Origin of the sequence: Mesorhizobium sp. LNJC394B00 (genome assembly GCF_000502555.1) — a bacterium.
Taxonomy (GTDB): domain Bacteria; phylum Pseudomonadota; class Alphaproteobacteria; order Rhizobiales; family Rhizobiaceae; genus Mesorhizobium.
In genome coordinates this window covers 384,335-406,830 of record NZ_AYWH01000007.1, presented here as the reverse complement: position 1 = coordinate 406,830, position 22,496 = coordinate 384,335, and the positions used below count along the sequence as shown (strand labels likewise).

The 22,496-nt window shown below is 62.6% G+C and carries 20 protein-coding genes and 1 pseudogene; 14 read left to right on the top strand and 7 right to left on the bottom strand.

Going from position 1 to position 22,496, the window contains the following annotated elements; genetic code table 11:
• Positions 1-109 precede the first annotated feature (109 nt).
• The 6 genes from X751_RS141725 to X751_RS141750 are packed head-to-tail and all read left to right on the top strand — an operon-like array spanning position 110 to position 6,048.
• On the top strand, positions 110-2,404 hold the full coding sequence (locus X751_RS141725) for a bifunctional salicylyl-CoA 5-hydroxylase/oxidoreductase (protein ID WP_023710058.1): 2,295 nt from the start codon (positions 110-112) through the stop codon (positions 2,402-2,404).
• On the top strand, positions 2,401-3,174 hold the full coding sequence (locus X751_RS141730; protein ID WP_023710057.1) for an SDR family NAD(P)-dependent oxidoreductase: 774 nt from the start codon (positions 2,401-2,403) through the stop codon (positions 3,172-3,174). The genes X751_RS141725 and X751_RS141730 overlap by 4 nt, the downstream gene beginning before the upstream one ends.
• Positions 3,168-3,638, top strand: a complete 471-nt coding sequence (locus X751_RS141735; RefSeq protein WP_023710056.1) for a MarR family transcriptional regulator — start codon at positions 3,168-3,170, stop codon at positions 3,636-3,638. The genes X751_RS141730 and X751_RS141735 overlap by 7 nt, the downstream gene beginning before the upstream one ends.
• Complete coding sequence (locus tag X751_RS141740) at positions 3,635-4,447, top strand: enoyl-CoA hydratase family protein (protein ID WP_023714922.1); 813 nt, start codon at positions 3,635-3,637, stop codon at positions 4,445-4,447. Before X751_RS141735 ends, X751_RS141740 begins: the two co-directional genes overlap by 4 nt.
• Positions 4,447-5,595: an acyl-CoA dehydrogenase family protein gene (locus tag X751_RS141745; RefSeq protein ID WP_023714921.1), complete on the top strand. Its 1,149-nt coding sequence runs from the start codon at positions 4,447-4,449 to the stop codon at positions 5,593-5,595. Before X751_RS141740 ends, X751_RS141745 begins: the two co-directional genes overlap by 1 nt.
• A 57-nt stretch (positions 5,596-5,652) precedes the next feature.
• A complete protein-coding gene (locus X751_RS141750) occupies positions 5,653-6,048 on the top strand; it encodes a RidA family protein (RefSeq protein ID WP_023667806.1) in 396 nt (131 codons plus the stop codon).
• A gap of 23 nt (positions 6,049-6,071) precedes the next feature.
• Here the strand turns inward: X751_RS141750 and X751_RS01000000164065 are convergent.
• Positions 6,072-7,161 (bottom strand): annotated as a pseudogene (locus tag X751_RS01000000164065) (LLM class flavin-dependent oxidoreductase).
• Between the two features lie 120 nt (positions 7,162-7,281).
• Between X751_RS01000000164065 and X751_RS141755 the strand changes: the two are divergent.
• From X751_RS141755 to X751_RS141775, 5 genes are all read left to right on the top strand, one after another.
• Complete coding sequence (locus X751_RS141755; RefSeq protein WP_023692286.1) at positions 7,282-8,043, top strand: HpcH/HpaI aldolase/citrate lyase family protein; 762 nt, start codon at positions 7,282-7,284, stop codon at positions 8,041-8,043.
• Between the two features lie 157 nt (positions 8,044-8,200).
• Positions 8,201-9,400 carry a pyridoxal phosphate-dependent aminotransferase gene (locus X751_RS141760; protein ID WP_023745664.1) on the top strand — a complete coding sequence of 400 codons (1,200 nt, stop codon included), beginning with the start codon at positions 8,201-8,203 and terminating at the stop codon, positions 9,398-9,400.
• Positions 9,401-9,476: 76 nt separating this feature from the next.
• Complete coding sequence (locus X751_RS141765; RefSeq protein ID WP_023682726.1) at positions 9,477-10,274, top strand: ABC transporter substrate-binding protein; 798 nt, start codon at positions 9,477-9,479, stop codon at positions 10,272-10,274.
• 149 nt (positions 10,275-10,423) lie between these two features.
• The gene (locus X751_RS141770) at positions 10,424-11,098 is read left to right on the top strand and encodes an amino acid ABC transporter permease (RefSeq protein WP_023667812.1); all 675 of its coding nucleotides are present in this window, start codon (positions 10,424-10,426) and stop codon (positions 11,096-11,098) included.
• A 45-nt stretch (positions 11,099-11,143) separates the two neighbouring features.
• Entirely contained in the window at positions 11,144-12,415 is a 1,272-nt protein-coding gene (locus tag X751_RS141775) for a cysteine desulfurase-like protein (RefSeq protein ID WP_023745663.1), read from the top strand.
• Positions 12,416-12,422: 7 nt separating this feature from the next.
• On the opposite strand, the gene X751_RS141780 is transcribed toward X751_RS141775, so the two are convergent.
• The 3 genes from X751_RS141780 to X751_RS1000000167555 all read right to left on the bottom strand — a co-directional run bounded on the left by X751_RS141780 (position 12,423) and on the right by X751_RS1000000167555 (position 15,948).
• Positions 12,423-14,384, bottom strand: a complete 1,962-nt coding sequence (locus tag X751_RS141780; protein ID WP_023745662.1) for a 3-hydroxyacyl-CoA dehydrogenase NAD-binding domain-containing protein — start codon at positions 14,382-14,384, stop codon at positions 12,423-12,425.
• A gap of 224 nt (positions 14,385-14,608) precedes the next feature.
• Entirely contained in the window at positions 14,609-15,586 is a 978-nt protein-coding gene (locus X751_RS141785; RefSeq protein WP_023667815.1) for a UDP-glucuronic acid decarboxylase family protein, read from the bottom strand.
• A 179-nt stretch (positions 15,587-15,765) separates the two neighbouring features.
• The gene (locus X751_RS1000000167555) at positions 15,766-15,948 is read right to left on the bottom strand and encodes a hypothetical protein (RefSeq protein ID WP_023667816.1); all 183 of its coding nucleotides are present in this window, start codon (positions 15,946-15,948) and stop codon (positions 15,766-15,768) included.
• Positions 15,949-16,050: 102 nt separating this feature from the next.
• Between X751_RS1000000167555 and X751_RS141795 the strand changes: the two genes are divergently transcribed.
• Both X751_RS141795 and X751_RS141800 read left to right on the top strand, forming a co-directional pair.
• Positions 16,051-17,331, top strand: coding sequence for a nucleotide sugar dehydrogenase (locus tag X751_RS141795; RefSeq protein ID WP_023686926.1), 1,281 nt, complete (start codon positions 16,051-16,053; stop codon positions 17,329-17,331).
• 31 nt (positions 17,332-17,362) lie between these two features.
• On the top strand, positions 17,363-18,382 hold the full coding sequence (locus X751_RS141800) for an NAD-dependent epimerase (RefSeq protein ID WP_023667818.1): 1,020 nt from the start codon (positions 17,363-17,365) through the stop codon (positions 18,380-18,382).
• A gap of 70 nt (positions 18,383-18,452) precedes the next feature.
• Here X751_RS141800 and X751_RS141805 read toward each other — a convergent pair whose 3' ends face one another.
• Positions 18,453-19,349 carry an AraC family transcriptional regulator gene (locus X751_RS141805; protein ID WP_023667819.1) on the bottom strand — a complete coding sequence of 299 codons (897 nt, stop codon included), beginning with the start codon at positions 19,347-19,349 and terminating at the stop codon, positions 18,453-18,455.
• Positions 19,350-19,497: 148 nt separating this feature from the next.
• Here X751_RS141805 and X751_RS141810 point away from each other — a divergent pair, with 148 nt between their 5' ends.
• Positions 19,498-20,223 (top strand): SDR family oxidoreductase, encoded by a 726-nt coding sequence (locus X751_RS141810; protein WP_023682721.1) that lies wholly within the window; start codon positions 19,498-19,500, stop codon positions 20,221-20,223.
• A gap of 335 nt (positions 20,224-20,558) precedes the next feature.
• On the opposite strand, the gene X751_RS141815 is transcribed toward X751_RS141810, so the two are convergent.
• Positions 20,559-21,305 (bottom strand): IclR family transcriptional regulator, encoded by a 747-nt coding sequence (locus X751_RS141815; RefSeq protein WP_023745661.1) that lies wholly within the window; start codon positions 21,303-21,305, stop codon positions 20,559-20,561.
• A gap of 268 nt (positions 21,306-21,573) precedes the next feature.
• Positions 21,574-22,443, bottom strand: coding sequence for a helix-turn-helix domain-containing protein (locus X751_RS141820; protein ID WP_023745660.1), 870 nt, complete (start codon positions 22,441-22,443; stop codon positions 21,574-21,576).
• Positions 22,444-22,496 lie beyond the last annotated feature (53 nt).

The window sequence follows — 22,496 nt, the reverse complement described above, 5'->3', positions numbered from 1 at the left end:
CGCGCCACCCCGTGCCCAGACAATCACTTCACTATGAAACTTTAAGCTTGAAATACCTCACCTCTGGCGCGATACTTGAGATGCAGCAAGCGAAGAGGAGATCGCACGGATGAAGGTTGCGGTTCTCGGCGGCGGACCAGCCGGCCTCTACTTTGCGATTTCGATGAAGCTCAGAGACGCCGCGCACGAGGTCACGGTGTTCGAGCGCAACCGCGCCGACGATACGTTCGGCTGGGGCGTCGTGCTGTCGGCCGAAACACTCGACAACCTTGCCAAGAACGACCCGGTCAGCGCCGTCTGGATCAAGAAGCATTTCGCCTATTGGGACGACATCGCCGTCATCCATGACGGCGTGCGCACGGTCTCGTCGGGACACGGTTTCTGCGGCATCGGCCGCAAGCGGCTTCTGATCCTGCTGCAGCGGCGTGCCCGCGAACTCGGCGTCAAGCTGATGTTCGAAAGCGATATCGCCGACCCTCAGCCCTACATGGAGACGCATGATCTGGTCGTCGCCGCCGACGGGCTGAACTCAAGGGCGCGCAACACCTTCGTCGAAGTCTTCAAGCCCGACATCGACACCCGCAAATGCAAATTCGTCTGGCTCGGCACCAACCAGAAATTCGACGACGCCTTCACCTTCATCTTCGAGAAGACCGAACATGGCTGGGTGTGGGCGCACGCCTATCAGTTCGACAGCGAGACAGCGACTTTCATCGTCGAATGCAGCGAACAGACCTGGGCTGCCTTCGGCTTCGGCGCGATGTCGCAGCAGGAATCGATCGCCGTCTGCGAGCGCATCTTTGAGAAGCATCTCGGCGGCCACGCGCTGATGTCCAATGCCAATCACATCAGAGGTTCGGCCTGGATCAATTTCCCGCGCGTGCTGTGCGAACGCTGGTCGTACAAGAACCTGGCGCTGATGGGCGATGCCGCGGCCTCGGCGCATTTCTCGATCGGCTCGGGCACCAAACTCGCATTGGAAAGTGCGGTCGCGCTGGCCGAGTATGTCAAAACCGAACCGGACCTCGCCGCCGCCTTCCGCAAGTATGAGGATGCGCGCCGCACCGAGGTGCTGAAGCTGCAGTCGGCAGCGCGCAATTCGCTGGAGTGGTTCGAGGAGGTCGAGCGCTATCTCGGCCTCGATCCGGTGCAGTTCAACTATTCGCTGCTGACCCGCTCGCAGCGCATCAGCCACGAGAATTTGCGGCTGCGGGATGCCAAATGGCTTGAAAGCGCCGAGGAATGGTTCCAGCGCCAGGCGGGGGCAGGCGGCAACAGGCAGCGCCGGGCGCCGATGTTCGCGCCGTTCAGGCTGCGCGACATGCAGCTCAACAACCGCATCGTCGTTTCGCCGATGGCGCAGTACAAGGCTGTCGATGGCTGCCCGACCGACTGGCATTTCGCCCACTATGCCGAGCGGGCCAAGGGCGGCGCCGGGCTTGTCTATATCGAGATGACCTGTGTCAGCCCGGAAGGACGCATCACGCCCGGCTGTCCCGGCTTCTATGCGCCCGAACATGAGGTTGCGTGGAAGCGGCTCGTCGATTTTGTCCACACCGAGACCGAGGCGAAAATCTGCGCCCAAGTCGGGCATTCCGGGGCCAAGGGCTCGACCCGTATCGGTTGGGAAGGCACCGACGTGCCGCTCGCCTCGGGCAATTGGCCGGTCATGGCGGCCTCGGCGATTGCATGGTCACCTGAGAATCAGGTGCCGAAAGCCATGGACCGTGCTGACATGGACAAGGTGCGCGACGAGTTCGTGACCGCCACCCAGATGGCCGATCGCTGCGGCTTCGACATGCTGGAGATCCATGCCGCGCACGGCTATCTGCTGTCGTCCTTCATCACGCCGGTCACCAACCGGCGCACGGATGAGTATGGCGGTTCGCTGGAAAATCGCATGCGCTATCCCCTGGAAATCTTCCATGCGGTGCGTGCCGCCTGGCCGGCGCGAAAGCCGATCTCGGTGCGCATTTCGGCCAATGACTGGGTCGGCATCGAGGGTGTGACGCCGGCCGATGCGGTGGAGATCGCGCGGATGCTGCATTTGGAAGGCGTCGACATATGCGACGTCTCGGCGGGCCAAACCTCGATTGCCGCCAAGCCTGTCTATGGCCGCATGTTCCAGACGCCGTTCTCGGACCGCATCCGCAACGAGGTCGGCATGGCGACGATGGCGGTTGGCAACATCTACGAGCCTGACCATGTCAATTCGATCCTGATGGCTGGCCGCGCCGACCTGGTGGCACTGGCACGGCCGCATCTCGCCGATCCCTACTGGACGCTGCATGCGGCAGTGACGCTCGGCGACCGTGGCGTCAAATGGCCGGATCCCTATCTGCCCGGACGCGACCAGATCTACCGGCTGGCCGAGCGCGATGCGGCGGCGGGGCTGAAAGTATGACGACGGCCTCGGCGATTTCAGGCAAACATGCGCTGGTCACCGGCGGCGGTTCCGGCGTCGGTCGGGCCATCGCACTCGCGCTGGCCGAGGCCGGCATCGAGGTGACCATATGCGGACGGCGCGACGCCGAGCTTGCCAAGGTGGCAGGCGAGAACGGCCGCGTTCACGCCATGCCGGCCGATGTTACCAACGAGGCGGCGATGACATCGCTCTACGCGCAGGCGGAAGCCTTGCGCGGCCCGTTCGACATCGTCGTCGCCAATGCCGGCATGGCCGGCAGCACGCCGGCGCACAGGACCTCGCTTGCCGACTGGCAGCGGACGCTCGACGTTAATTTGACCGGCGCCTTCCTGACGGTGAAGCCGGCGCTGGCCGGCATGGCCGCGCGCAAGGCAGGCCGGATCGTCTTCGTTGCGTCCACCGCGGGACTGAAAGGCTACGCCTATGTCGCGCCCTATGTGGCGGCCAAGCACGGCGTGGTCGGGCTGATGCGGGCGCTGGCGGCCGAGACGGCGAAATCCGGCGTCACCGTCAACGCCGTGTGCCCCGGGTTTGTCGAGACCGACATGCTGGAGGCATCCGTCCAGCGCATTGTCGAAAAGACCGGCCGCTCGGCTGGCGAGGCGAGGGCGAGCCTTGCCTCGACCAACCCGCAAGGCCGCTTCATCCAGCCGCAAGAAGTTGCCGCGGCGGTGCTTTGGCTGTGCGGCGATGCGGCGGCGTCGATCACCGGACAAGCAATTTCGATCTCAGGAGGCGAAACATGGTAGCCGGCCCATTGCCCGTACCGTCGGGGCCTGGCAAGGACCGGCTGCGTCTTTGGATCAGGCTGCTGCGTGCCTCGCGCACGATTGAGGCCGAACTGCGCGAGCGCCTGAAGAAAGAATTCGATACGACGCTGCCGCGTTTCGACGTCATGGCCGCCCTCTACCGCGCGCCGGAAGGCATGCTGATGAGCGATCTGTCGCGCTTCCTGCTGGTATCCAACGGCAATGTCACCGGCATTGTCGACCGACTGGTTTCGGAAGGCTTGGTCGCGCGCGCGCGCCGCAATGGCGATCGCCGCACATCCATGGTGCGACTGACCGACGAGGGTTCCAAATCTTTTGCCGCAATGGCCGCGGCGCATGAGGGTTGGATCGGAGAATTGCTGGCCAAGGTCAGCGAGGAGGATGCGCGTCGGCTGACCGGCATGCTGACCTCGTTCCGCAGCAACTGGGAGGGACGCGAATGACTGCGATGGCCGGCCTCAAGCCGAAGCACTTCCTCTGGGAGGTCGAAGGCAGGATCGCCAGGGTGCGGCTCGACCGGCCGGAGCGCAAGAATCCGCTGACCTTCGACAGCTATGCGGAACTGCGCGACACGTTCCGCAACCTCGTCTATGCCGACGACGTCGACGCCGTGGTGTTCCTGTCCAATGGCGGCAATTTCTGCTCGGGCGGCGATGTCCACGACATTATCGGCCCCTTGGTCAAGATGGACATGAAGGAGTTGCTCGCCTTCACCCGCATGACCGGCGATTTCGTCAAGGCGATGCTCAATTGCGGCAAGCCGATTATCGCGGCTATCGACGGTGTCGCGGTCGGCGCCGGCGCCATCATCGCCATGAGCGCCGACATCCGCATCGCCACGCCGGAGGCCAAGACCGCTTTCCTGTTCACCCGCGTCGGGCTTGCCGGCTGCGATATGGGCGCGTGCGCGATCCTGCCGCGCATCATCGGCCAGGGCCGTGCCGCCGAATTGCTCTACACCGGCCGCACGATGACGGCGGCGGAAGGCGAGCGCTGGGGCTTCTACAACAGGCTGGCCGATGCCGCAGTGCTCGAGGCCGACGCGCTCGAGATGGCGGCGCGCATCGTCTCCGGCCCGACCTTCGCGCACGGCATCACCAAGACGCAGCTCAACCAGGAATGGTCGATGGGCCTCGACCAGGCAATCGAAGCGGAAGCGCAGGCGCAGGCGATCTGCATGCAGACGCGTGACTTCGAGCGCGCCTACAAGGCCTTCGTGGCCAAGGAAAAACCGGTGTTCGAGGGGAATTGATGGCAGACAGGAGCTTCCTCAGCTGGCCGTTCTTTGAAGATCGCCACCGCGAACTGGCCGAAAGGCTGGAAGCATGGTGCGTCAGGAACCTGCCCGTCGATCACCATGACGTCGATGCCGCCTGCCGCGAGCTGGTGGCGAAACTTGGCCGCGACGGCTGGCTGAAGCCGACGGCGCTCGATACGGACAATCCGGGACCGCTCGATGTCCGCACCTTGTGCATCACCCGCGAGACGCTGGCGCGCCATGACGGGTTGGCCGACTTTGCCTTCGCCATGCAGGGGCTCGGCACCGGCGCGCTCAGCCTGTTCGGCACGCCCGACCAGCAGCAATGGCTGGCAAAGACCAGGGCCGGCAAGACGATTTCCGCCTTCGCGCTTTCGGAGCCACGCTCCGGGTCGGATGTCGCCAACACCGAAATGATGGCGAGCCGCGATGGCGACTTCTATATCCTCAGCGGCGAGAAGACCTGGATTTCCAATGGCGGCATTGCCGATCTCTACGTCGTCTTTGCCCGCACCGCCGAGGCACCGGGTGCCAAGGGACTTTCCGCCTTTCTCGTACCCGCTGATACCAAGGGGCTTGGCATCGCCGAGCGCCTTGAAGTGATCGCGCCGCATCCGCTGGCGCGGCTTTCCTTCGATCAGGTCCGGGTGTCGGCCTCGGCGCTGATCGGCAAACCGGGAGACGGCTTCCGCATCGCCATGTCGGTGCTTGACGTGTTCCGCTCGACGGTCGGCGCGGCGGCACTCGGCTTTGCCCGCCGGGCGCTGGACGAAAGCATCAGCAGGGTGGCCGAGCGCAAACTCTTCGGCGCTCCGATGGCAGAGCTGCAGATGGTGCAAGGCCATATCGCCGACATGGCGCTGGACGTCGATGCCGCGGCGCTGCTGGTCTACCGCGCTGCCTGGACCAAGGACATGGGCGCGGCGCGTGTCACCCGCGAGGCGGCGATGGCTAAGCTGTTCGCCACCGACAAGGCGCAAGAGGTGATCGACAAGGCTGTGCAACTGCATGGCGGCGACGGCGTCCGCAAGGGCCACATCGTCGAGAGCCTCTATCGCGAGATCCGCGCGCTGCGCATCTACGAGGGCGCATCCGATGTGCAGAAGGTGGTGATCGCACGGCAGGTGATGGGCGCGGCCTGACAGCGACGTATTTGATTTTGAGATTTGGTTTTTAAGAATACCGGGGAGGCTTGAAAAATGCACGAGATCCTGCAGCCGGAGGGCTGGGCGAAACCGGTCGGCTACGCCAACGGCATTGCCGCGCGCGGCAGGCTCGTCTTCGTCGGCGGACAGGTCGGCTGGAACGGGCAGTGCCAGTTCGAGACCGACGATTTCGCCGGCCAGGTGCGGCAGACGCTGCAGAACATCGTCGCCGTGCTGGCGGAGGCCGGCGCGGAGCCACGGCACATCACCGCGATGACCTGGTATTTCACCGACAAGGCCGAATATCTCGGCAATCTCAAGGGTATAGGCGAGGCCTATCGCGAGGTGATCGGCCGGCATTTTCCGGCCATGGCCGCCATGCAGGTGGTGGCGCTGGTGGAAGATCGCGCCAAGATCGAAATTCAGGCAACCGCCGTCATTCCGGATTAACGAATTCGTTATTCCCGGATTGATCAGCCGCGCAGCCCCGCCTGCCTGAGCAGCGGCAGCACATGGTCGCAGAAATAGGGCAGTTCCCTGGTGTAGTTGACGAAGGATAGCGCGATGCCCTGGTAGCCATGCCCGGCTATTGCCGCCATCTCGGCGGCAATCGTTTCCGGCGTTCCAACCAGCGGGTAGGTGCCGGCGCCGCCGGCGAAACGCTGCCGGTAGCGGTCATAGGCATGCGGGTCATGCGACTGCGAGAACTCCTTCTTGCCTGCCATATGAGCATCGACCGCATCGTGGTCGACCAGATCGACGGCATAGNGTGTAGTAGGCCTGCGCCTCTTCCATGGTTGGACGGCAGACGACATGCGCCACCGTGTAGACGCCGACGTTGCGGCCAACCTTGTCGGCCCGCTCGCTGATGTCGGCGACATGCTTGCCGGCATCGCTCATTTCCGAAAAGGTCGTGAACAGATAATCGCATCGGGCGGCGGCGAAATCCCGGCCCGGGCCACCGAAAGCAGCGTTCATGGTCACCGGGCGTGGAACCTGCAGGCTCGCCGGCCGGCTCACCGCCTCCTTGAGGCGATAGTAGGTGCCTTCATAGTCCAGAGGCTGGTCCGAGGCGTAGAGCTTTTCCAGGATTTCGATCCATTCGGCGGCCTGGTCGTAGCCCTTCTCGACCAAAGGCGTGCCGAACATGCCGAATTCCTTCGGGTTCCAGCCGCAGACGATGTTCAAGCCGGCGCGGCCCTGGCTGATATGGTCGACAGTTGCCAGCGCCTTGGCGGCATAGAGCGGATGCACCAGCGGCACATGCACGGTCATGAACAGGCCGATCTGCTCGGTGGCCACCGCCAGAGCTGCTGCCCAGGTGAAGGTCTCGAACGACCATTCGCGCACCTTGTTGCGGCCGCCAAAGCCACGCCAGCGCGCGATCGGAAGCATAAATTCCAGCCCGGCGCGGTCGGCGATCTGCGCCGCCGTCAGATTGTCCTGCCAGCTTGCCGTCCAGCGTTCCGGCACATCGGTGATGGCCAGACCGCCATCGGCATTGGTCGAAAAGACGCCGAGCTTCAGTTTGTTCGAGCCGTGCAGGGGATGCGTTTTGATCATCATGGGAACTCGTGGCGGGAGACCGACACGCTAGGCCCGCGCAAAAATATTTCAAGCCTGAAATAGCTTCGCCTCGCCGCCGATTGCGGATATGAATTTGGAGGGGAAAAGGGGATGGATATGAGCGCGTTCCGTCAGAAGTGCATCGGCAAGACCAATCTCGTCGGCTCCTTCGCCGCTATTCCCCATCCCGTCGCCGTCGAAGTGATGGCGCTCGCCGGCCTCGACTTCCTCTGCATCGACTGGGAACATGCTCAGATCGCGCGGGACACGATCGAAACCATGGTGCGGGCGGCCGACGTGCATCGCGTGCCGGCCATGGTGCGTGTTCCCGGTCATGCGCCGGAAGCTATCCAGGCGGCGCTCGACAGCGGCGCACAAGGCGTGCTCGTGCCGCGCGTCTCGACCGCTGCTCAGGCCGAGGCGGCGGTGAAAGCCTCGCGCTATCCGCCGCTGGGCGAGCGGGGCGTCGGGCCTGGCCGGGCGGCCGGCTATGGCTATCGCATCCCCGAATATCTAGCCGCGGCCAACGACAGGATCGTCGTCGCGGTCCAGGTCGAGACATCGGAGGGGCTGGCCAACATCGAGGCGATCGCGGCCATAGACGGCATCGATGTGGTCTTCGTCGGCCCCGGCGATCTCTCCGTGTCGATCGATGCGATCGGGCCGAAAGGCGTGGACAAGCTCAATGAGGCAATCACAAGGATCATCCGCGCGACCGTCGCGCACGGCAGGACATCGGGCTTATATTGCGCCAGCCCACAGACGATCAGCCAGTGGGCCGCTATCGGCGCGAGCTTCTTCGTGCTGGCCAGCGACACCATGTTTCTTGGCGCCGGCGCTGCGGCCAACTGCACCGCTGCGCGCGCCGAACTGGGGTGAGACGGGGCGGGATCAGGCAAAAACTTTTTAAGCTTAAAACTTTTTCCTTGAAAAGCGCCGCACATTGGATAGCATCCAAACTCGATGGCGACTGTCGTGCCGGTGGGGCTTGCCGGGCAGTCCGTCGCGGTGCTCCGGGTGGGAGGGGTTTCAGTCCTTGTCGTTCATACTGCCCCAGTCATCGTCCAGCGCGCGTTATGCTTTCGACGGCGTACGTGCCCAGATCCGTGACCTGCACACCGAAAACATTGCCAACCTTGCCGTGCGCGCCCGAGAACTGGGCGACGTGATCGCGCTCTGGTACGGCGAAGGCGACATGGTGACGCCCGCTTTCATCCGCGACGCGGCGAAGGCCGCCTTCGATGAAGGCCAGACGTTCTACGTCCCTAACATGCGTGGGCACCCCCTACTGAACGAGGCGCTGTCGGAATACCAAACGCGCATTCACGGCCGGACGATCCCGATTGCGCGCACCACGGTCACGCCCGGCGGCATGCAGGCGCTGTACCTGGCGCTGGAACTGCTGGTCGATACCGGCAGCAACGTCGTCTATGTCGCGCCGCAATGGCCCAACATCCACAACGCCATCCATCTGATCGGCGGCGAGCCAAGGCCGTTTTCGCTCGACTTCAAGGGCGACTGGCATCTCGATCTCGACCGGCTGTTCGCCACTTGCGATGCGCGCACACGCGCGATCTTCCTGTCGACGCCGTCCAACCCGACCGGCTGGACCGCGTCGCGCGAGGAGATGCAGGCGCTGCTCGACTTCAGCCGGCGCACCGGCATCTGGATCATCTCCGACGAGGTCTATGGCCGGCTCTATTTCGACGGCAATGTTGCTCCTTCCATCCTGCAGATCGCCGAGGATGGCGACCGGGTGCTGTCGGTCAACAGTTTTTCGAAGGCGTGGGCGATGACCGGCTGGCGCATCGGCTGGCTGACGCATCCGTCGGGGGTGGCCGACCAGCTTGGCGCCATGACGCAGTACATCAACAGCGGCACCGCCGCGCCTATCCAGGCAGGCGCTGTCGCCGCCATCCGCCAAGGCGAGCCGCTGGTCGAGGAGATCAGGCAGCGGATCAAAACCGGCCTCGACCTTGCCTATGACAGGCTGGCCCAGATTCCCGGCATCATCCTGCCGACGAAACCGCGCGGAGGCATGTATGCCTTCTTTGCCATGGACGGCGAAAGCGACGCCCGGCAGGCCTGCGCCAGGATACTGGAGACGGCGCGCGTCGGGCTGGCTCCCGGCCACCTCTTTGGAAATTCGGCAGCGGCCTTCCTGCGGATGTGCGTGTGCCGTGAACGCGACCAGATAGCGACCGCGCTCGAGCGCATGGTCGCCGCCATAAATTGACGCCCCGCGGGGAGGTGGGACGGCAACAAACCGTGCGGGAGCAAACCCGCCCGATCACAACCAGAGGGAACACAAAATGAGCTTCACTCGTCGCAACCTGCTTCTTCTCGCCGCCACGATCGGCATCGCTGCCGGCCCGGCCACCGCCTTTGCCGCCGATGTGCTCAATGTCGGCGCCTACCCGACCAATCCGCCCTTCGAATACAAGAACGAGAGCGGCACGTTCGAGGGCTTTGAAGTCGACATCGTCAACGAAGCGGCCAAGCGTGCCGGCATGACCACCGACATTGCCGACCTCGGCTTCCAGGCGCTGTTCGCGGCTGTCAGTTCCAACCGCATCGATGTCGCGATCTCCTCCATCACCATCACGCCGGAGCGACTGAAAACGCTGTCCTTCACCCAGCCCTATTATGACTCCGACATGGGCATTGCGACGAAGACCGATAGCGCTGTTAACACCGAGGCCGACCTCAAGGGCAAGATCGTCGGCGTGCTTTCAGGCTCGACCGGCGAGACCTGGGTCAAGGCGCATCAGGAGGCTGACGGCTACAGCGACGTGAAGGGCTATGACACGCAGCAGAATCTTCTGCTCGACCTCAGCGCGGGCCGCGTGGACGCCGCCGTCAGCGATATTCCGGGCATGGAATACTCCTTCACCAAGATGAAGGACCTGAAGGTCAAGCAGCGCATCAAGACCGGCGAACAGTACGGCCTGATGATGAGCAAGGACCATCCGCTGCTCGGCAAGCTGAACGACGCGCTGACCGCGATGAAGAAGGACGGAACGCTGGCCGCGATCCACAAGAAGTGGTTCGGCAGCGACGCGCCAGCCGATTCCTCGACGGTCAAGGAAATGCCGCTGCCCAAGGCCTGACCGGCAATGCACTTAAATCGTGCCGGCTCCCAGGCCGGCACGATTCATTTCACGCTCCGGCGCCTGCTGCCACACGGATAGCCTCATCGGAGGCAAGGTCGATTGGTTTTAACTTGAGCATCCTTTGCTCTGGGGTTCGGGAACGCTCCATGTCGCTGATCGACACCTTCTTCAATCCTGACGTGATAATGTCCAGCCTGCCGGCGCTGTTGCGTGGCTTCCTGAACACGCTGCTGCTCGGCATTTTGAGTATCGGCATCGGCATTCCCATCGGCCTGGGGATCAGCCTGTTGCGGCTCTATGCGCCGAAGCCGCTGCGCTGGCTGGCGGTCGGCTACACCGACATCTTCCGCGCCCTGCCGGTGCTGGTGGTGCTGATCCTGATCTATTATGCGCTGCCCTTCCTCGGCATCCGTCTGTCGTCCTGGGCCTCCGCCGTGACGGCGTTCGCCATCATCATGTCGGCCTATTCAGCAGAAGTGTTCCGCTCCGGCATTGAGAGCATTCCGAAAGGCCAATTCGAGGCAGCACAGGCGCTCGGCCTGCCTTTCCTTTTGACCTTGCGCAAGGTGGTGCTGCCGCAGGCGATCCGCGTCGTCATCCCGCCGATGACCAGCAATTGCGTCTCGATGTTCAAGGACACGTCGCTCGCTTCCACCGTTGCGCTGCCTGAACTGTTGAAGGAAGCGACCAACGCGCAGTCGCTCTATGCCAATCCCTCGCCGCTGATCGGCGCCGCTTTGGTCTATCTCATCTTCCTCTGGCCGATGGTCCGCCTCGTCAGCCTGCTCGAAGACCGCTTCAAGACCGAGAAGACGCGCTGACCTCATCAACCGTCCCGCTTCCCAAGCCATTCGCAGGAGATACAGTTGAGCAATTCCCAAGCCGCCGGCGGCTTTCCGGTCGACACCATCCGCGCCATGTTTCCGGCCTTGCAGCGCGCCGGTGATTTCATCTTCATGGACAACGCCGCCGGCGCGCAGATCCCGCAGAGCGTGCTCGACGCGGTGACCAATCACCTGGTCTCGCACAATGTGCAGCGTGGTGGTCGCTATGGGCGCTCGGTCACGGTCGACCAATCGGTTGCGGATGCTCGGACGAGCGTGGCCTTGCTGATCAACGCCTACAGTCCGTCGGAAATCTGCTTCGGCATGAACGCCACCTCGTTCATTCGCCTGGTCAGCCTCGGCATCGGCCAGATGCTGGCCAAGGACACAGAGCGCGACGAGATCGTCATCACCGATATGGACCACGACGCCAACATCGCCACGTGGCTGGCGCTGGAGCCCGCCGGAGCCAAGTTCAAATGGTGGCGCATGCGCGAGGACGGCAACCTGCATGTCGACGACCTCAAGCCGCTGGTTTCCGATCGCACCCGTCTCGTCGCCTGCACGGTGACCGCGCATTCGATCGGCTCGATCGTCGAAGTCGCTTCGGTGGCCGCGATCGCGCATGCGGCCGGCGCCGAAGTGTTCCTTGACTGCGTGCATTACGGACCGCACGGGCTGATCGACGTGCAGGCCTGGGACTGTGATTATCTCGTCTGCTCCGGCTACAAGAATTTCTCGCCGCATATGGGCTTTCTGTGGGGCCGCTTCGAAACGCTGAAGCGGCTGCCGACCTTCCGCGAGGATTTCATCCCCGACGAGCCGCCTTACAAGGTCGAGGCAGGCACCTTCATCTACGAGAACGTCTCGGGCATGGATGCCGCAGTGCAGTACCTGGAACTGATCGGCCGCAATCTGGCGCCCTCCAACAACCGCTCGCGGCGCGACAACATCGTTGCCGGCATGGGCGCCATCCGCGATTACGAAGTGCTCCTGGCGCGTGAGATGCTCGCCGTGCTCAAGGGATGCAATGCCACGATCTACGGCGTCGCCGAGGAAGCCCGCATCAACGAACGCGTGCCGACATTCTGCTTCAACATCGGCAAGCTGTCGCCGCAGCGGATCGTCGAGGAAATGGCTGACATGCAGATCGGCATCCGCGACGGCCATATGTATGCGCCCCGGCTGATGAAGCGTCTCAACCTGTCGATGGACAGCGGCGCCATCCGCGCCTCGCTGGTCCATTACAACACGGTCGACGAGGCCAGGCGTTTCGGCGAGGCACTGCGCGCCGTCATCGCAAGGCTGTCGTAGCTGGTCCTTAAACCTCTCCGGCGCGGAACATCGGCCCGCCCTTGTGGGCCGGGAAGCCATAGCCGTTGATCATCACCAGATCGATGTCGGAGGCACGCGCCGCGATGCCTTCGGCGAGTAATGCCTTGCCCTCGTCGGCCATTGCCGCCAGCAAGCGCGTGACGATCTCATCGGGCGAAAAGCGGCGCGGCACGATGTCCTTGGCCGCCCGAACGGCCTCGATCAGCGCGGCCACTTGCGGGTCGCTCCTGCGCTCGCCGTCGGAATAATCGTACCAGCCGCGCCCGGTCTTGCGGCCGAAGCGGCCGGCCTCGCACAGCCGGTCGGCGATCTCGACATAACGTGCTTGCGGATCGCGCATCGCCGCCTGTCGCTTGCGCCGCGCCCAGGCTATCTCCAGCCCAGCCATGTCGTTGACCGCGAAGATCCCCATCGGGAAGCCCCAGGCCTCCAGCGCGGCATCCACCTCTTCCGGTGCTGCGCCATCCTCCACCATGAACTCCGCCTCGCGGCGGTAGGCCGAATAGAGGCGGTTGCCGATGAAACCCTCGGTAACGCCGCACACGACAGGCAGCTTGCCGAGCTTCCTGACGAACGCGATAGCCGAGGCGAGCACATCGGGCGCCGTCGCCGCGCAATCCACCACTTCGGTGAGCCGCATGACGTTGGCCGGGGAGAAAAAATGCAGGCCGGCGATCCGTCCGGGCCGGGCGGTTGCCGAGGCGATCTCGTCGGGGTTGAGGTAGCTGGTGTTGGTCGCCAGTATGGCGTCGGGGCGGACGATACGATCAAGCTTCCGGAAGAGTTCGGTTTTTACCGCGAGATCGTCGAACACTGCCTCGATGACCAGATCGGCCTGCACCAGCCTGCCGGCGTCACTGGCCGCTTCAAACCGGCTCAGCGCCTCCCTGCGGGCATGATCGGTGAGTCGGCCGGATTGGACCGACTTGTCGAGAAGGCCGGCGATCCGCTCGTATCCTTTTGCCGCGGCGTCGTCGTTCTGCTCGATGCCGATTACGCGATAGCCGGCATTCAAGGCCGAGACCGCGATGCCTGCACCCATCAGGCCGGTTCCGACGATACCGACGGTCTCGACCTTGCGAGGCGTGATACCCTCCAGCCTGTCGACTTTGCTGGCTTGCCTCTCGGCAAAGAAGACGTGGCGCAACGCTGCCGCCTCGCGAGAATCCCGGAGGCGCAGGAAGGTCGCGCGTTCGTGCACAAGACCGTCCTCAAGTCTGGCCGTGGACGCGGCCCGGACCAGTCTCACGGCCTCTGCAGGCGCGATCTGTCCACGGCTGCGGGAAAGCACCTTTCTTGCGGCTGCCGCGTCGGCCTCAGGTTGCGAGCGCGGGACGGAAAGCGCACCCGTGCGCCGCAGCGGTTGGCCAACGAGACGGCGGGCGACATCGAGCGCGCCTTCGGGAAGATCGTCCGCAATGGTATCGATCAGACCGAGAGCGAGAGCTTCGTCGGCATTTGCGGGCCGACCCGTGCCGATCAGGTCAATTGCGGCGACCGTGCCGATGAGGCGGGGCAGGCGTTGGGTTCCGCCGGCCCCGGGCACTAACCCGAGCTTGACCTCGGGCAGGCCGAAGCTGGCCGCCTTGCTGGCCACCCGGTAGTGGCAGGCCAGCGCAATCTCGCAGCCGCCGCCGAGCGCCGCGCCGCCTACTGCCGCGACGATCGGTTTGGCGAAGCTCTCCATCGCTTCGATCACGTCAGGCAGTGTGGGCCCGATAGCGGGCTTGCCGAATTCTTTGATATCGGCGCCACCGATGAAGGTGCGCCCAATGGCGGTCAGCACCACGGCAGACACTTCATCCGACGCCGCACGCCCAAGCGCAGCCATCAGTCCGGCCCTGACATGGAGGGACAGCGCGTTGACCGGCGGATTTTCGATCGTGACGATGAGAACGCCATCGACGATCTTGCCTGTGACACTCTCGGAAAATCGTGCTGTGTTCATGGAGTTTTATTCCGGAACAACGGCAAATCTTCCTCCTCCTTCTGCTCTCCGCCAAATGCCGGTGTCCCGGCTCGGACGGATGAAGCGCCATGGATCTTCAAAATAATTTCAAGCTTAAAATAATTAGAATTCGAAAAACTTCAAGCCTACCGGAGTCGACTGCAAAAGGCGTCGCTACCACGACGGTGATCGGTCAGACTTGACGGTTGCACTGCGGTGCCGGGTCAAGGCGAGTTTGTGGAAACCTTCGGCAGCAGGGCTTTGAAATAGTCGATCGTCTGTTGCAGCCCGGCTTCTAAAGTCACCGTCGGCTCCCAGCCGACAAGCCTTTTGGCAAGGGTGATATCGGGCTGGCGGTGCCGCGGATCGTCTTGCGGAAGATCGCGGTAAATTATATCCGAACCTGATCCGGTCATCTGCGTCGTCAGTTCGGCCAAGCGCCTGATCGTTACTTCCCTTGGATTGCCGATGTTTACTGGACCGGTCACCTCCGGCCCCGTATCCATGAGGCGCAGCATGCCGCTCACCAGGTCGTCGACGTAGCAAAACGACCTTGTCTGTGAGCCGTCGCCGAAAATGGTTATCGGTTCACCACGAAGCGCCTGCACGATGAAATTTGAGACAACCCTGCCGTCTGCCGGGTGCATGCGCGGCCCGAACGTATTGAAAATCCGCGCGACCTTGACCCACAAGCCATGTTGTCGGTGATAGTCGAAGAACAGCGTTTCGGCGCAGCGTTTGCCTTCATCGTAGCATGAGCGCGGCCCGATCGGGTTTACATTGCCCCAGTAACTCTCGGGCTGCGGATGCACAGACGCGTCACCATAGACCTCACTGGTGGAGGCCTGAAAGACTTTGCATTTCAGCCGCTTTGCCAATCCAAGAACATTGATGGCGCCGTGCACGGCGGTCTTGATCGTCTGAACCGGGTCGTACTGGTAGTGAACAGGCGAGGCCGGACACGCCAGGTTGTAAATCTCATCGACTTCGACGTAGAGCGGAAAGGTCACGTCATGGCGCATGAATTCGAAGCGGGGATGCTTGGCCAAATGGTCGATATTGCGCTTTGATCCGGTGAAAAGGTTGTCGACACACAAGATTTCGTCGCCTCGTTCCAACAGGCGGTCAATAAGATGCGAGCCGATAAACCCTGCGCCCCCGGTAACGAGAATGCGTCTGCGGCTGTCATAGAGTCTGGCCAATTTCTGCTCCCAGGCAAATGCTGATCGACCAGATATCGGTCGCCACACGCAGGATACGACGTGTCCGCAGCCAATGCACAAGGACCAAACTGAAATTTCGCAGATCCGCTCGGTGCCGATGCGAATTCCGATCCCGGCATTTGGTTTGATCAGAAGGCACGATTGAGGCCGATAGTGGCCTATGGATTGGCAGCAGAGAATATCAGCCCTGTCGTCAGGGCCGCCGCTGCGTAGATGGCCGGCAGAACCTGACGGTTCACCCCAATCCGCAGCAGAGAGTGGCTCGAAACCCGGTCCTGCTGGATTTTATCCACAACATCGATGGCATCGGCGGATGGCAACATGAAAATGGCAACGACCATTTTTCGTGAGACATTCCTCTTCGCGATAGAGCATCGTTGAATTGGCCAACAGCCTGCCATACAAGCACGTCGGCTCAACAGGTGGCTCGAGGAACCCCACGGATGTCCGAACGCATTGCAGTTATCGGCCTGGGTTATGTCGGCCTGCCGGTAGCCATTGCCTTTGGGAAGGTTTTCCCCGGCACCATAGCTTTTGACATCAGCGAGCGTCGGATCGGGGAATTGCGTGGCGGCGTCGATCGTACGGGGGAAGTTGACGCAACGGCGCTCAAGGAGACCTCGATAGGGCTGACCACCGACCGGGAGATGTTGAAAGGCGCTACTTTCTTCATCGTCGCCGTGCCAACCCCTATCGACGCAAATCGCGCTCCCGATCTAGCTTCTTTGAAACTGGCGTCCGAACTCGTCGGCGAGGCGGTGAGCAAAGGCGCCGTCGTCGTTTTTGAGTCGACAGTCTATCCAGGTGTGACCGAAGATTTCTGTGGGCCGATCATCGAGCAGGTTTCCGGCCTGCGACATCCCCGCGACTTTGCCCTCGGCTATTCGCCCGAACGCGCCAACCCCGGCGATCGGGAACACTCGCTGCAAAAGATCGTCAAAGTCGTCTCCGGCGAGAATAACGAGACGCTGGAGCGCGTCGCGAACGTTTATGGCCGTATCATCGATGCCGGCGTCTACCGCGCCCCGTCGATCAAGGTGGCCGAGGCAGCGAAGGTTATCGAGAACACCCAGCGCGATCTGAACATCGCGCTGATGAACGAACTGGCAATGATCTTCGAGCGGCTCGATATCCGGACGCAGGATGTTCTTGATGCTGCGTCGACGAAATGGAACTTCCTTCCCTTCAAACCGGGGTTCGTCGGCGGCCACTGCATCAGCGTCGATCCATATTATTTGACCGCCAAGGCCGAGGCCGAAGGTTACCATCCGCAGATCATCCTCGCCGGACGTCGCATCAATGACGGCATGGGGGCCTTCGTCGCCCAGCAGGTTGTCAAACGGCTGATTGGTTCTGACACGCCCGTCAAAGGGGCTTCTGTCGGCATTCTCGGGCTGACATTCAAGGAGGACGTGCCGGATTTGCGCAACAGCCGCGTTTTCGACATGGTCAAGGAACTAAGGCAGTTCGGAATTGTCCCCAAAGTCCATGATCCCCTTGCCGATGTCGAAACCGCTCGGCGTGATCACGGCGAAACAATCCTGCCGCTCGATGAGATAAACGATTTGCAGGCGCTTGTTCTGGCGGTGCCTCACAGGCAATATCTCACCAACGAAAGAGCGCGTCTTTTTCAAATGATCAGGCCGGGGGGGACACTGTTCGATGTCAAGTCGGCCATCAAGCCCAATGAAGTTCCCGACAACATAAAATACTGGAGCTTGTAAAGCTCGCCTGAAATTAACGCTAGGATATGCAGTGACATCAAGCAGGCCGATACTGATCACCGGCGCAGCCGGGTTCATAGGGTTTCATCTTTGCCTGAGGCTGCTTGCCGAAGGAGGCCAGGTTATCGGCCTCGACTCCATGAACGAGTATTATGACGTCAGCCTGAAGCAGGCTCGTCTCGAGCGGCTGAAAGCGTTTTCGAATTTTTGTTTCGAGCATGCCGATCTCACGGAGCGGGACCGTATTTCGGAGCTCTTCCTTTCGGCCGCGCCGGAGGTTGTCGTCAATCTCGCGGCGCAAGCCGGCGTACGCTATTCGATCAGCAATCCGCACGCCTATGTGGAAAGCAACCTCAGCGGCTTTGTCAACATCCTGGAAGGATGCCGGCAGGCGTCCGTCGGCCATCTGGTCTATGCATCGTCGAGTTCGATTTATGGCGGCAGCACCCGCATGCCGTTTTCCGTGCACGATCCGGCGGACCATCCGCTCAGCCTTTACGCCGCAAGCAAGAAGGCGAACGAGCTGATGGCGCACACATACAGCCATCTGTTTGGACTGCCGACCACCGGGCTGCGTTTTTTCACCGTCTATGGTCCGTGGGGGCGGCCGGACATGGCGCTGTTCATCTTCGCCAAGGCTATCCTCGCCGGCGAGCCGATCGAGGTCTTCAACTATGGCAACATGCAGCGGGATTTCACCTATATCGACGACATTGTCGAAGGTATTATCCGCGTCATGCAGCAACCCGCGACACCCAATCCTGAGTGGAAAAGTGTCGCGCCAGACCCAGCGACCAGCAACGCCCCGTTCAGGATTCACAACATCGGCGGCAATTCGCCCGTTCAACTGAACCGATTGATCGAGGTGCTCGAAGACGCGCTGGGACGCAAGGCAAACCGCAACCTCAGGCCACTTCAGCCAGGCGACGTTCCGGCAACTTTCGCCAATGTCAGCTCGCTCGAGGAGGCGACCGGCTTCAAGCCCAAAATCCCGATCGAAATAGGGGTTCCGCGCTTTGTCGAATGGTACCGGGAGTTCTACCGAGCATGATCGGACGCTTCGCCACCTGGAGGCGGCTGGCTCCTGACCAGCCATGGCTGGCGCATGCCGCTCGGAAAACTCAATAAGCCGCAGCCGAACTGGGTGTTGCCTGAAGGCGGTCAATATCTTTCCGGGGCGGCGCACCGAACAGGCGACGATATTCTCGGCTGAACTGCGAAGGGCTGTCATAGCCCACCGCGAACCCGGCCGTGCCTGCGTTTGCGCCGCCGGCAAGCATAATCCTTCGCGCCTCCTGCAGGCGCAGCTGCTTCTGGTATTCGAGCGGGGTCATGCGCGTAATCGCCTTGAAATGGGCATGAAGGGACGACGCGCTCATGCCTGATGCCGCCGCAATCTCTTCGATGCGCAGTTGTGCCTGGAAATGATTGCGGATCGTGGCGATGGCGCGGCTGACCTGGTTCAGGTGGCTGTCCACCGACGCCATCTGGCGAAGCGTGTCACCGTGCGGTCCGGTGAGGAGCCGGTAAAGGATTTCGCGTTCGATCAGCGGCGCCAGCACGGTGACGCTCTCGGGGCGATCGAGCAGCCTGACAAGCCGACAGGCGGCATCAATCAGGTCGGGGTCACTTGGATAGGCAGCTAACACCGGCAGATCCCTGCTGGGGGATGCACGTCCTTCTTTCACAAGCAGTTCGGCCAGCGCGGTGGAATCAAAATCTATCTTGCAACAGAGGTAGGGCGCCGCCGGGCTCGCCTCCAACACATGCCCGACCAGCGGCAGGTCGACCGAGACGAGCAGGTAGCTCGATGCGTCATAGACCACGCTCTGGTCGGCCAGCGAGACGCGCTTCGATCCTTGGGCGATTATGCAAAGCGACGCCTCGTAGACCGCAGGCACGGGTGCACTGGGCTGGTTGGCGCGAATGAGCGACAGCCGCGGCACCGCAGTGCCGGCCATGCCAGATTTCGGCGCAAAGCGGGTGATCAGCTCGGCGAGTTCATTGATTTTCTCCATGCCGCATAAATCTTCATGGCGCGAAATGTTGCAAGGCATTTCGAGTTCATTTCGAGGATCGTGCAAACTCTTTGGACGATCACGCTACCGCCCTTTGCCGGTTCGCCGCCATCTATCTCCCCGTCACCGCAGCGAAAAAGGAACGATCATGACGGGACTTAAAGACAAGGTTGTACTCATCACCGGCGCCTCCAGCGGCATCGGCGAAGCGACGGTTCGGGAACTTGCCGGTGCCGGCGCCAGACTGTTCATCGGGGCCCGCCGCACCGAGCGGCTCAAGGCGCTGGCCGCAGAAATAGGCAAAGGCGTCGCGTGGCGCGAACTCGACGTGACTGACGCGGCGAATTTCGACGCCTTTGCCGATGCCGCTCATGCCGAATTCGGGCAGATCGATGTGCTGGTCAACAATGCCGGCGTCATGCCGCTGTCGCCGCTTGCCGCGCTGAAGCGCGATGAGTGGTCTCGCATGATCAATGTCAACATCGGCGGCGTGCTGAACGGGATCGCCGCGGTGCTGCCGCGCTTCGTCGCCCAGAAGAATGGGCATATCGTCAATGTCGCCTCGGTCGGCGCGCATATCGTGCTGCCCACCGCGGCGGTCTATTGCGGCACGAAATATGCCGTCTGGGCAATCACCGAGGGGCTGCGGCAGGAGCATGACGACATCCGCGCCACGATCATCTCCCCCGGAGTGACCGCAACCGAACTGGGCGACGATATCAGCGATCCTCAGGTCGCCACGGCTCTGAAAGAATGGCGGCAGAAGTCGCTCACACCGGACGCCATTGCACGGGCGATCCGTTTTGCGCTTGATCAACCCGATGGCGTCGACGTCAACGAAGTGATCGTGCGGCCAACCGCTGCCAATATGTAGAACTTGCTGCCGGATGCCGGCTTTCGGCGAGCTAGGGCGCTATCCGAGATCGGCAAACGGCCCACCCCTTAATGCACCCGCCCTCAGCCTCTGGCGCAACTCCCGCGGGCCACATCGTACCGGCTCTCGAACGCGCGCGAAAATGCGCACTCGAATTGAACCCGCAAGCAAAGGCGATTTCCGAGATCGTGGGCGACGCTCGGGCGGGCGACAACAATTCTTCCTTGCTGCGCTCCAGCCGCCTGTCCCAGACGAAGCGTTCCGGTCTCGCGGCAAGGCCGGTGCGCCGCTGGGAACTTAACCCGCTAATCATCTCCCCTCCGACGGTAGAGATGTCAGGCTTCGCCGGCCAGGCGCGCTGAAATCAGCCGCGCCGCCTGGATCACCGCTTCGCCCTGGCTGGCCGCCATGCTGTCATCGGCGCGTGACGCAGGCGAGGCCACCGCGAGCGCACCGAGAGGACGCCCATCGGAGCCGAGGATTGCCGCGGCTATGCTGTGCACGCCTTCTTCATAGCCTTGGGAGCTCGAGGAATAGCCGCGCTTGGCGGCAAGCCGGATCGCCTTCATCAGCCTGTCGGGCTGCGTCACCGTGTGTGGCGTGAAGGTCGGCAACGGCTTGTCGACATAGGCCTCGGCCGCTTCCCGAGGCGAAGCGGCGAGAAAGGCGATGCCGGAGGCGGTGCCGTGCAAGGGCAGCACCTGGCCGACATCGACATTGACCCGGTTGGCCTTTGCCGACAGCTCGACATGGACCGTCAGCAGTGCGCCGGCGCTGAATTCCGACAGATGCACCGTCTCGCCGGTTTCCAGCGCCAGCTCGCGAACCACAGGTGCTGCCACGCGCACGAAGGGAAAATGCGCGTCGCGAAACCGGGCCAGCCGCGACAGGCCGGCGCCGAGCCGGTAGCGGCGGCTTGCCGGCTCTTGTTCGATCAGGCGGTGGTCGGCCAGCGCCATCAGCAGGCGCCGCGCCGTCGCCTTGTCGAGGCCGGTTTTGCGGGCGAGCTCGGACAGGCCGATCTCCGGTTCGCCGAGCGTGAACTGCTCCAGCAGCGATATCGCTTTGCCGACTGTGCTCATCGTGCATCCTCAAGATACTTCGCATGGGACGAAAGCCAATCCACCTTGCAGTCCGCTCATAGCACATCAAACGGTGGTTCAAATAACGAACCGTTTGGAAGCGACAAAAAACACCAGCAAGTTTCGCGGCGACATCAATCTCGATGCGCCGCGCCGTGCGCGGGGTAATGCTGCGCGGCAACACCTATCAACAGGTGGATCAACTCGGCGGCGCCGTGCCTGGCCGGCGTGTCGGCCCAAACGCCTGATCCTGGCCGGCGCGGAAGCTTCAACTCTGCCCCAGCTGCGCGCGGCGCCAGGCGGCGGGCGCCTGGCCAACCCGCTCCCGGAAGAAGCGTGAGAAATAGGCCGGATCTTCGAAGCCGATTTCGTAGGCGATGTCCTCGACGGTGCGCACGGTGAATAGCAGCAAGCGCTTGGCCTCCAGCAACCGTCGCTCCCCCATGAGTCGCTTGACGCCGCTGCCAAGCACCGTATGGGCGGCCTTGTCGAGAAGATGCGGTGTCGTGGCCAGCGCCCCGACGTAGCGGTCGACGGGCCAGTTGTCGCGGAAATGCGCATCGACCAGGCGGCGCAAGCCGCGCGCCAATGCAGCATCGGAAGAGCCAGTGGGATCCATTACCTCGGGACCAAGACGCGCGATGTGCGAGAGCGCGACGGCAATCAGCGCCGGCAGGGTCTTGTCACTCCCGGCCTGCGCCTCGGCATATTCGGTGGCGATCATCTCCAGCACCGCCGCAAGCCTTTTCCACGCGACGTGCTGAGGAAGGCTATCGGCAAAGACGGGCCGGTCCAATGGCAGCAGGCTGTGAGCTGCTATTGCCGCAAGCGCATCATCGGCGACCGAAACGACGATGGCGTCGGTGCCGGGCCCGATCGAGAAGCCATGCACGATAGTGCTCGGCACGAAGCTGACGGACGGTGCCGAAAAGTCCCAGGATTGGTCTTCGATGCGATAAGTGCCGGAGCCGCTTGTCCAGTAGGTGATCTGGCCCATTTGCGGATGCTTGTGCGCGGCAACCTGGCCGAGATGAATGTTGCTGCGCGCAAGCACCGTCTCGACATGCAGGAAGCCGACATCGAGCGGCCGCACCGGCTCGCCATAGACAAAGAAATCAGGAATGGAATTGAGGCTCATGGCGCCGGAAAAAGTCCAATCGGTTTTGCCGTTACGTCCTAACCGATCCTTGC

Excerpts from the sequence above, each read along its gene's own strand:
- X751_RS141725 (WP_023710058.1), top strand. The coding sequence starts at position 110 with ATGAAGGTTGCGGTTCTCGGCGGCGGACCAGCCGGCCTCTACTTTGCG.
- X751_RS141730 (WP_023710057.1), top strand. The coding sequence starts at position 2,401 with ATGACGACGGCCTCGGCGATTTCAGGCAAACATGCGCTGGTCACCGGC.
- X751_RS141735 (WP_023710056.1), top strand. The coding sequence starts at position 3,168 with ATGGTAGCCGGCCCATTGCCCGTACCGTCGGGGCCTGGCAAGGACCGG.
- X751_RS141740 (WP_023714922.1), top strand. The coding sequence starts at position 3,635 with ATGACTGCGATGGCCGGCCTCAAGCCGAAGCACTTCCTCTGGGAGGTC.
- X751_RS141745 (WP_023714921.1), top strand. The coding sequence starts at position 4,447 with ATGGCAGACAGGAGCTTCCTCAGCTGGCCGTTCTTTGAAGATCGCCAC.
- X751_RS141750 (WP_023667806.1), top strand. The coding sequence starts at position 5,653 with ATGCACGAGATCCTGCAGCCGGAGGGCTGGGCGAAACCGGTCGGCTAC.
- X751_RS141755 (WP_023692286.1), top strand. The coding sequence starts at position 7,282 with ATGAGCGCGTTCCGTCAGAAGTGCATCGGCAAGACCAATCTCGTCGGC.
- X751_RS141765 (WP_023682726.1), top strand. The coding sequence starts at position 9,477 with ATGAGCTTCACTCGTCGCAACCTGCTTCTTCTCGCCGCCACGATCGGC.
- X751_RS141770 (WP_023667812.1), top strand. The coding sequence starts at position 10,424 with ATGTCGCTGATCGACACCTTCTTCAATCCTGACGTGATAATGTCCAGC.
- X751_RS141780 (WP_023745662.1), bottom strand. The coding sequence starts at position 14,384 with ATGAACACAGCACGATTTTCCGAGAGTGTCACAGGCAAGATCGTCGAT.
- X751_RS1000000167555 (WP_023667816.1), bottom strand. The coding sequence starts at position 15,948 with ATGGTCGTTGCCATTTTCATGTTGCCATCCGCCGATGCCATCGATGTT.
- X751_RS141795 (WP_023686926.1), top strand. The coding sequence starts at position 16,051 with ATGTCCGAACGCATTGCAGTTATCGGCCTGGGTTATGTCGGCCTGCCG.
- X751_RS141805 (WP_023667819.1), bottom strand. The coding sequence starts at position 19,349 with ATGGAGAAAATCAATGAACTCGCCGAGCTGATCACCCGCTTTGCGCCG.
- X751_RS141810 (WP_023682721.1), top strand. The coding sequence starts at position 19,498 with ATGACGGGACTTAAAGACAAGGTTGTACTCATCACCGGCGCCTCCAGC.
- X751_RS141815 (WP_023745661.1), bottom strand. The coding sequence starts at position 21,305 with ATGAGCACAGTCGGCAAAGCGATATCGCTGCTGGAGCAGTTCACGCTC.
- X751_RS141820 (WP_023745660.1), bottom strand. The coding sequence starts at position 22,443 with ATGAGCCTCAATTCCATTCCTGATTTCTTTGTCTATGGCGAGCCGGTG.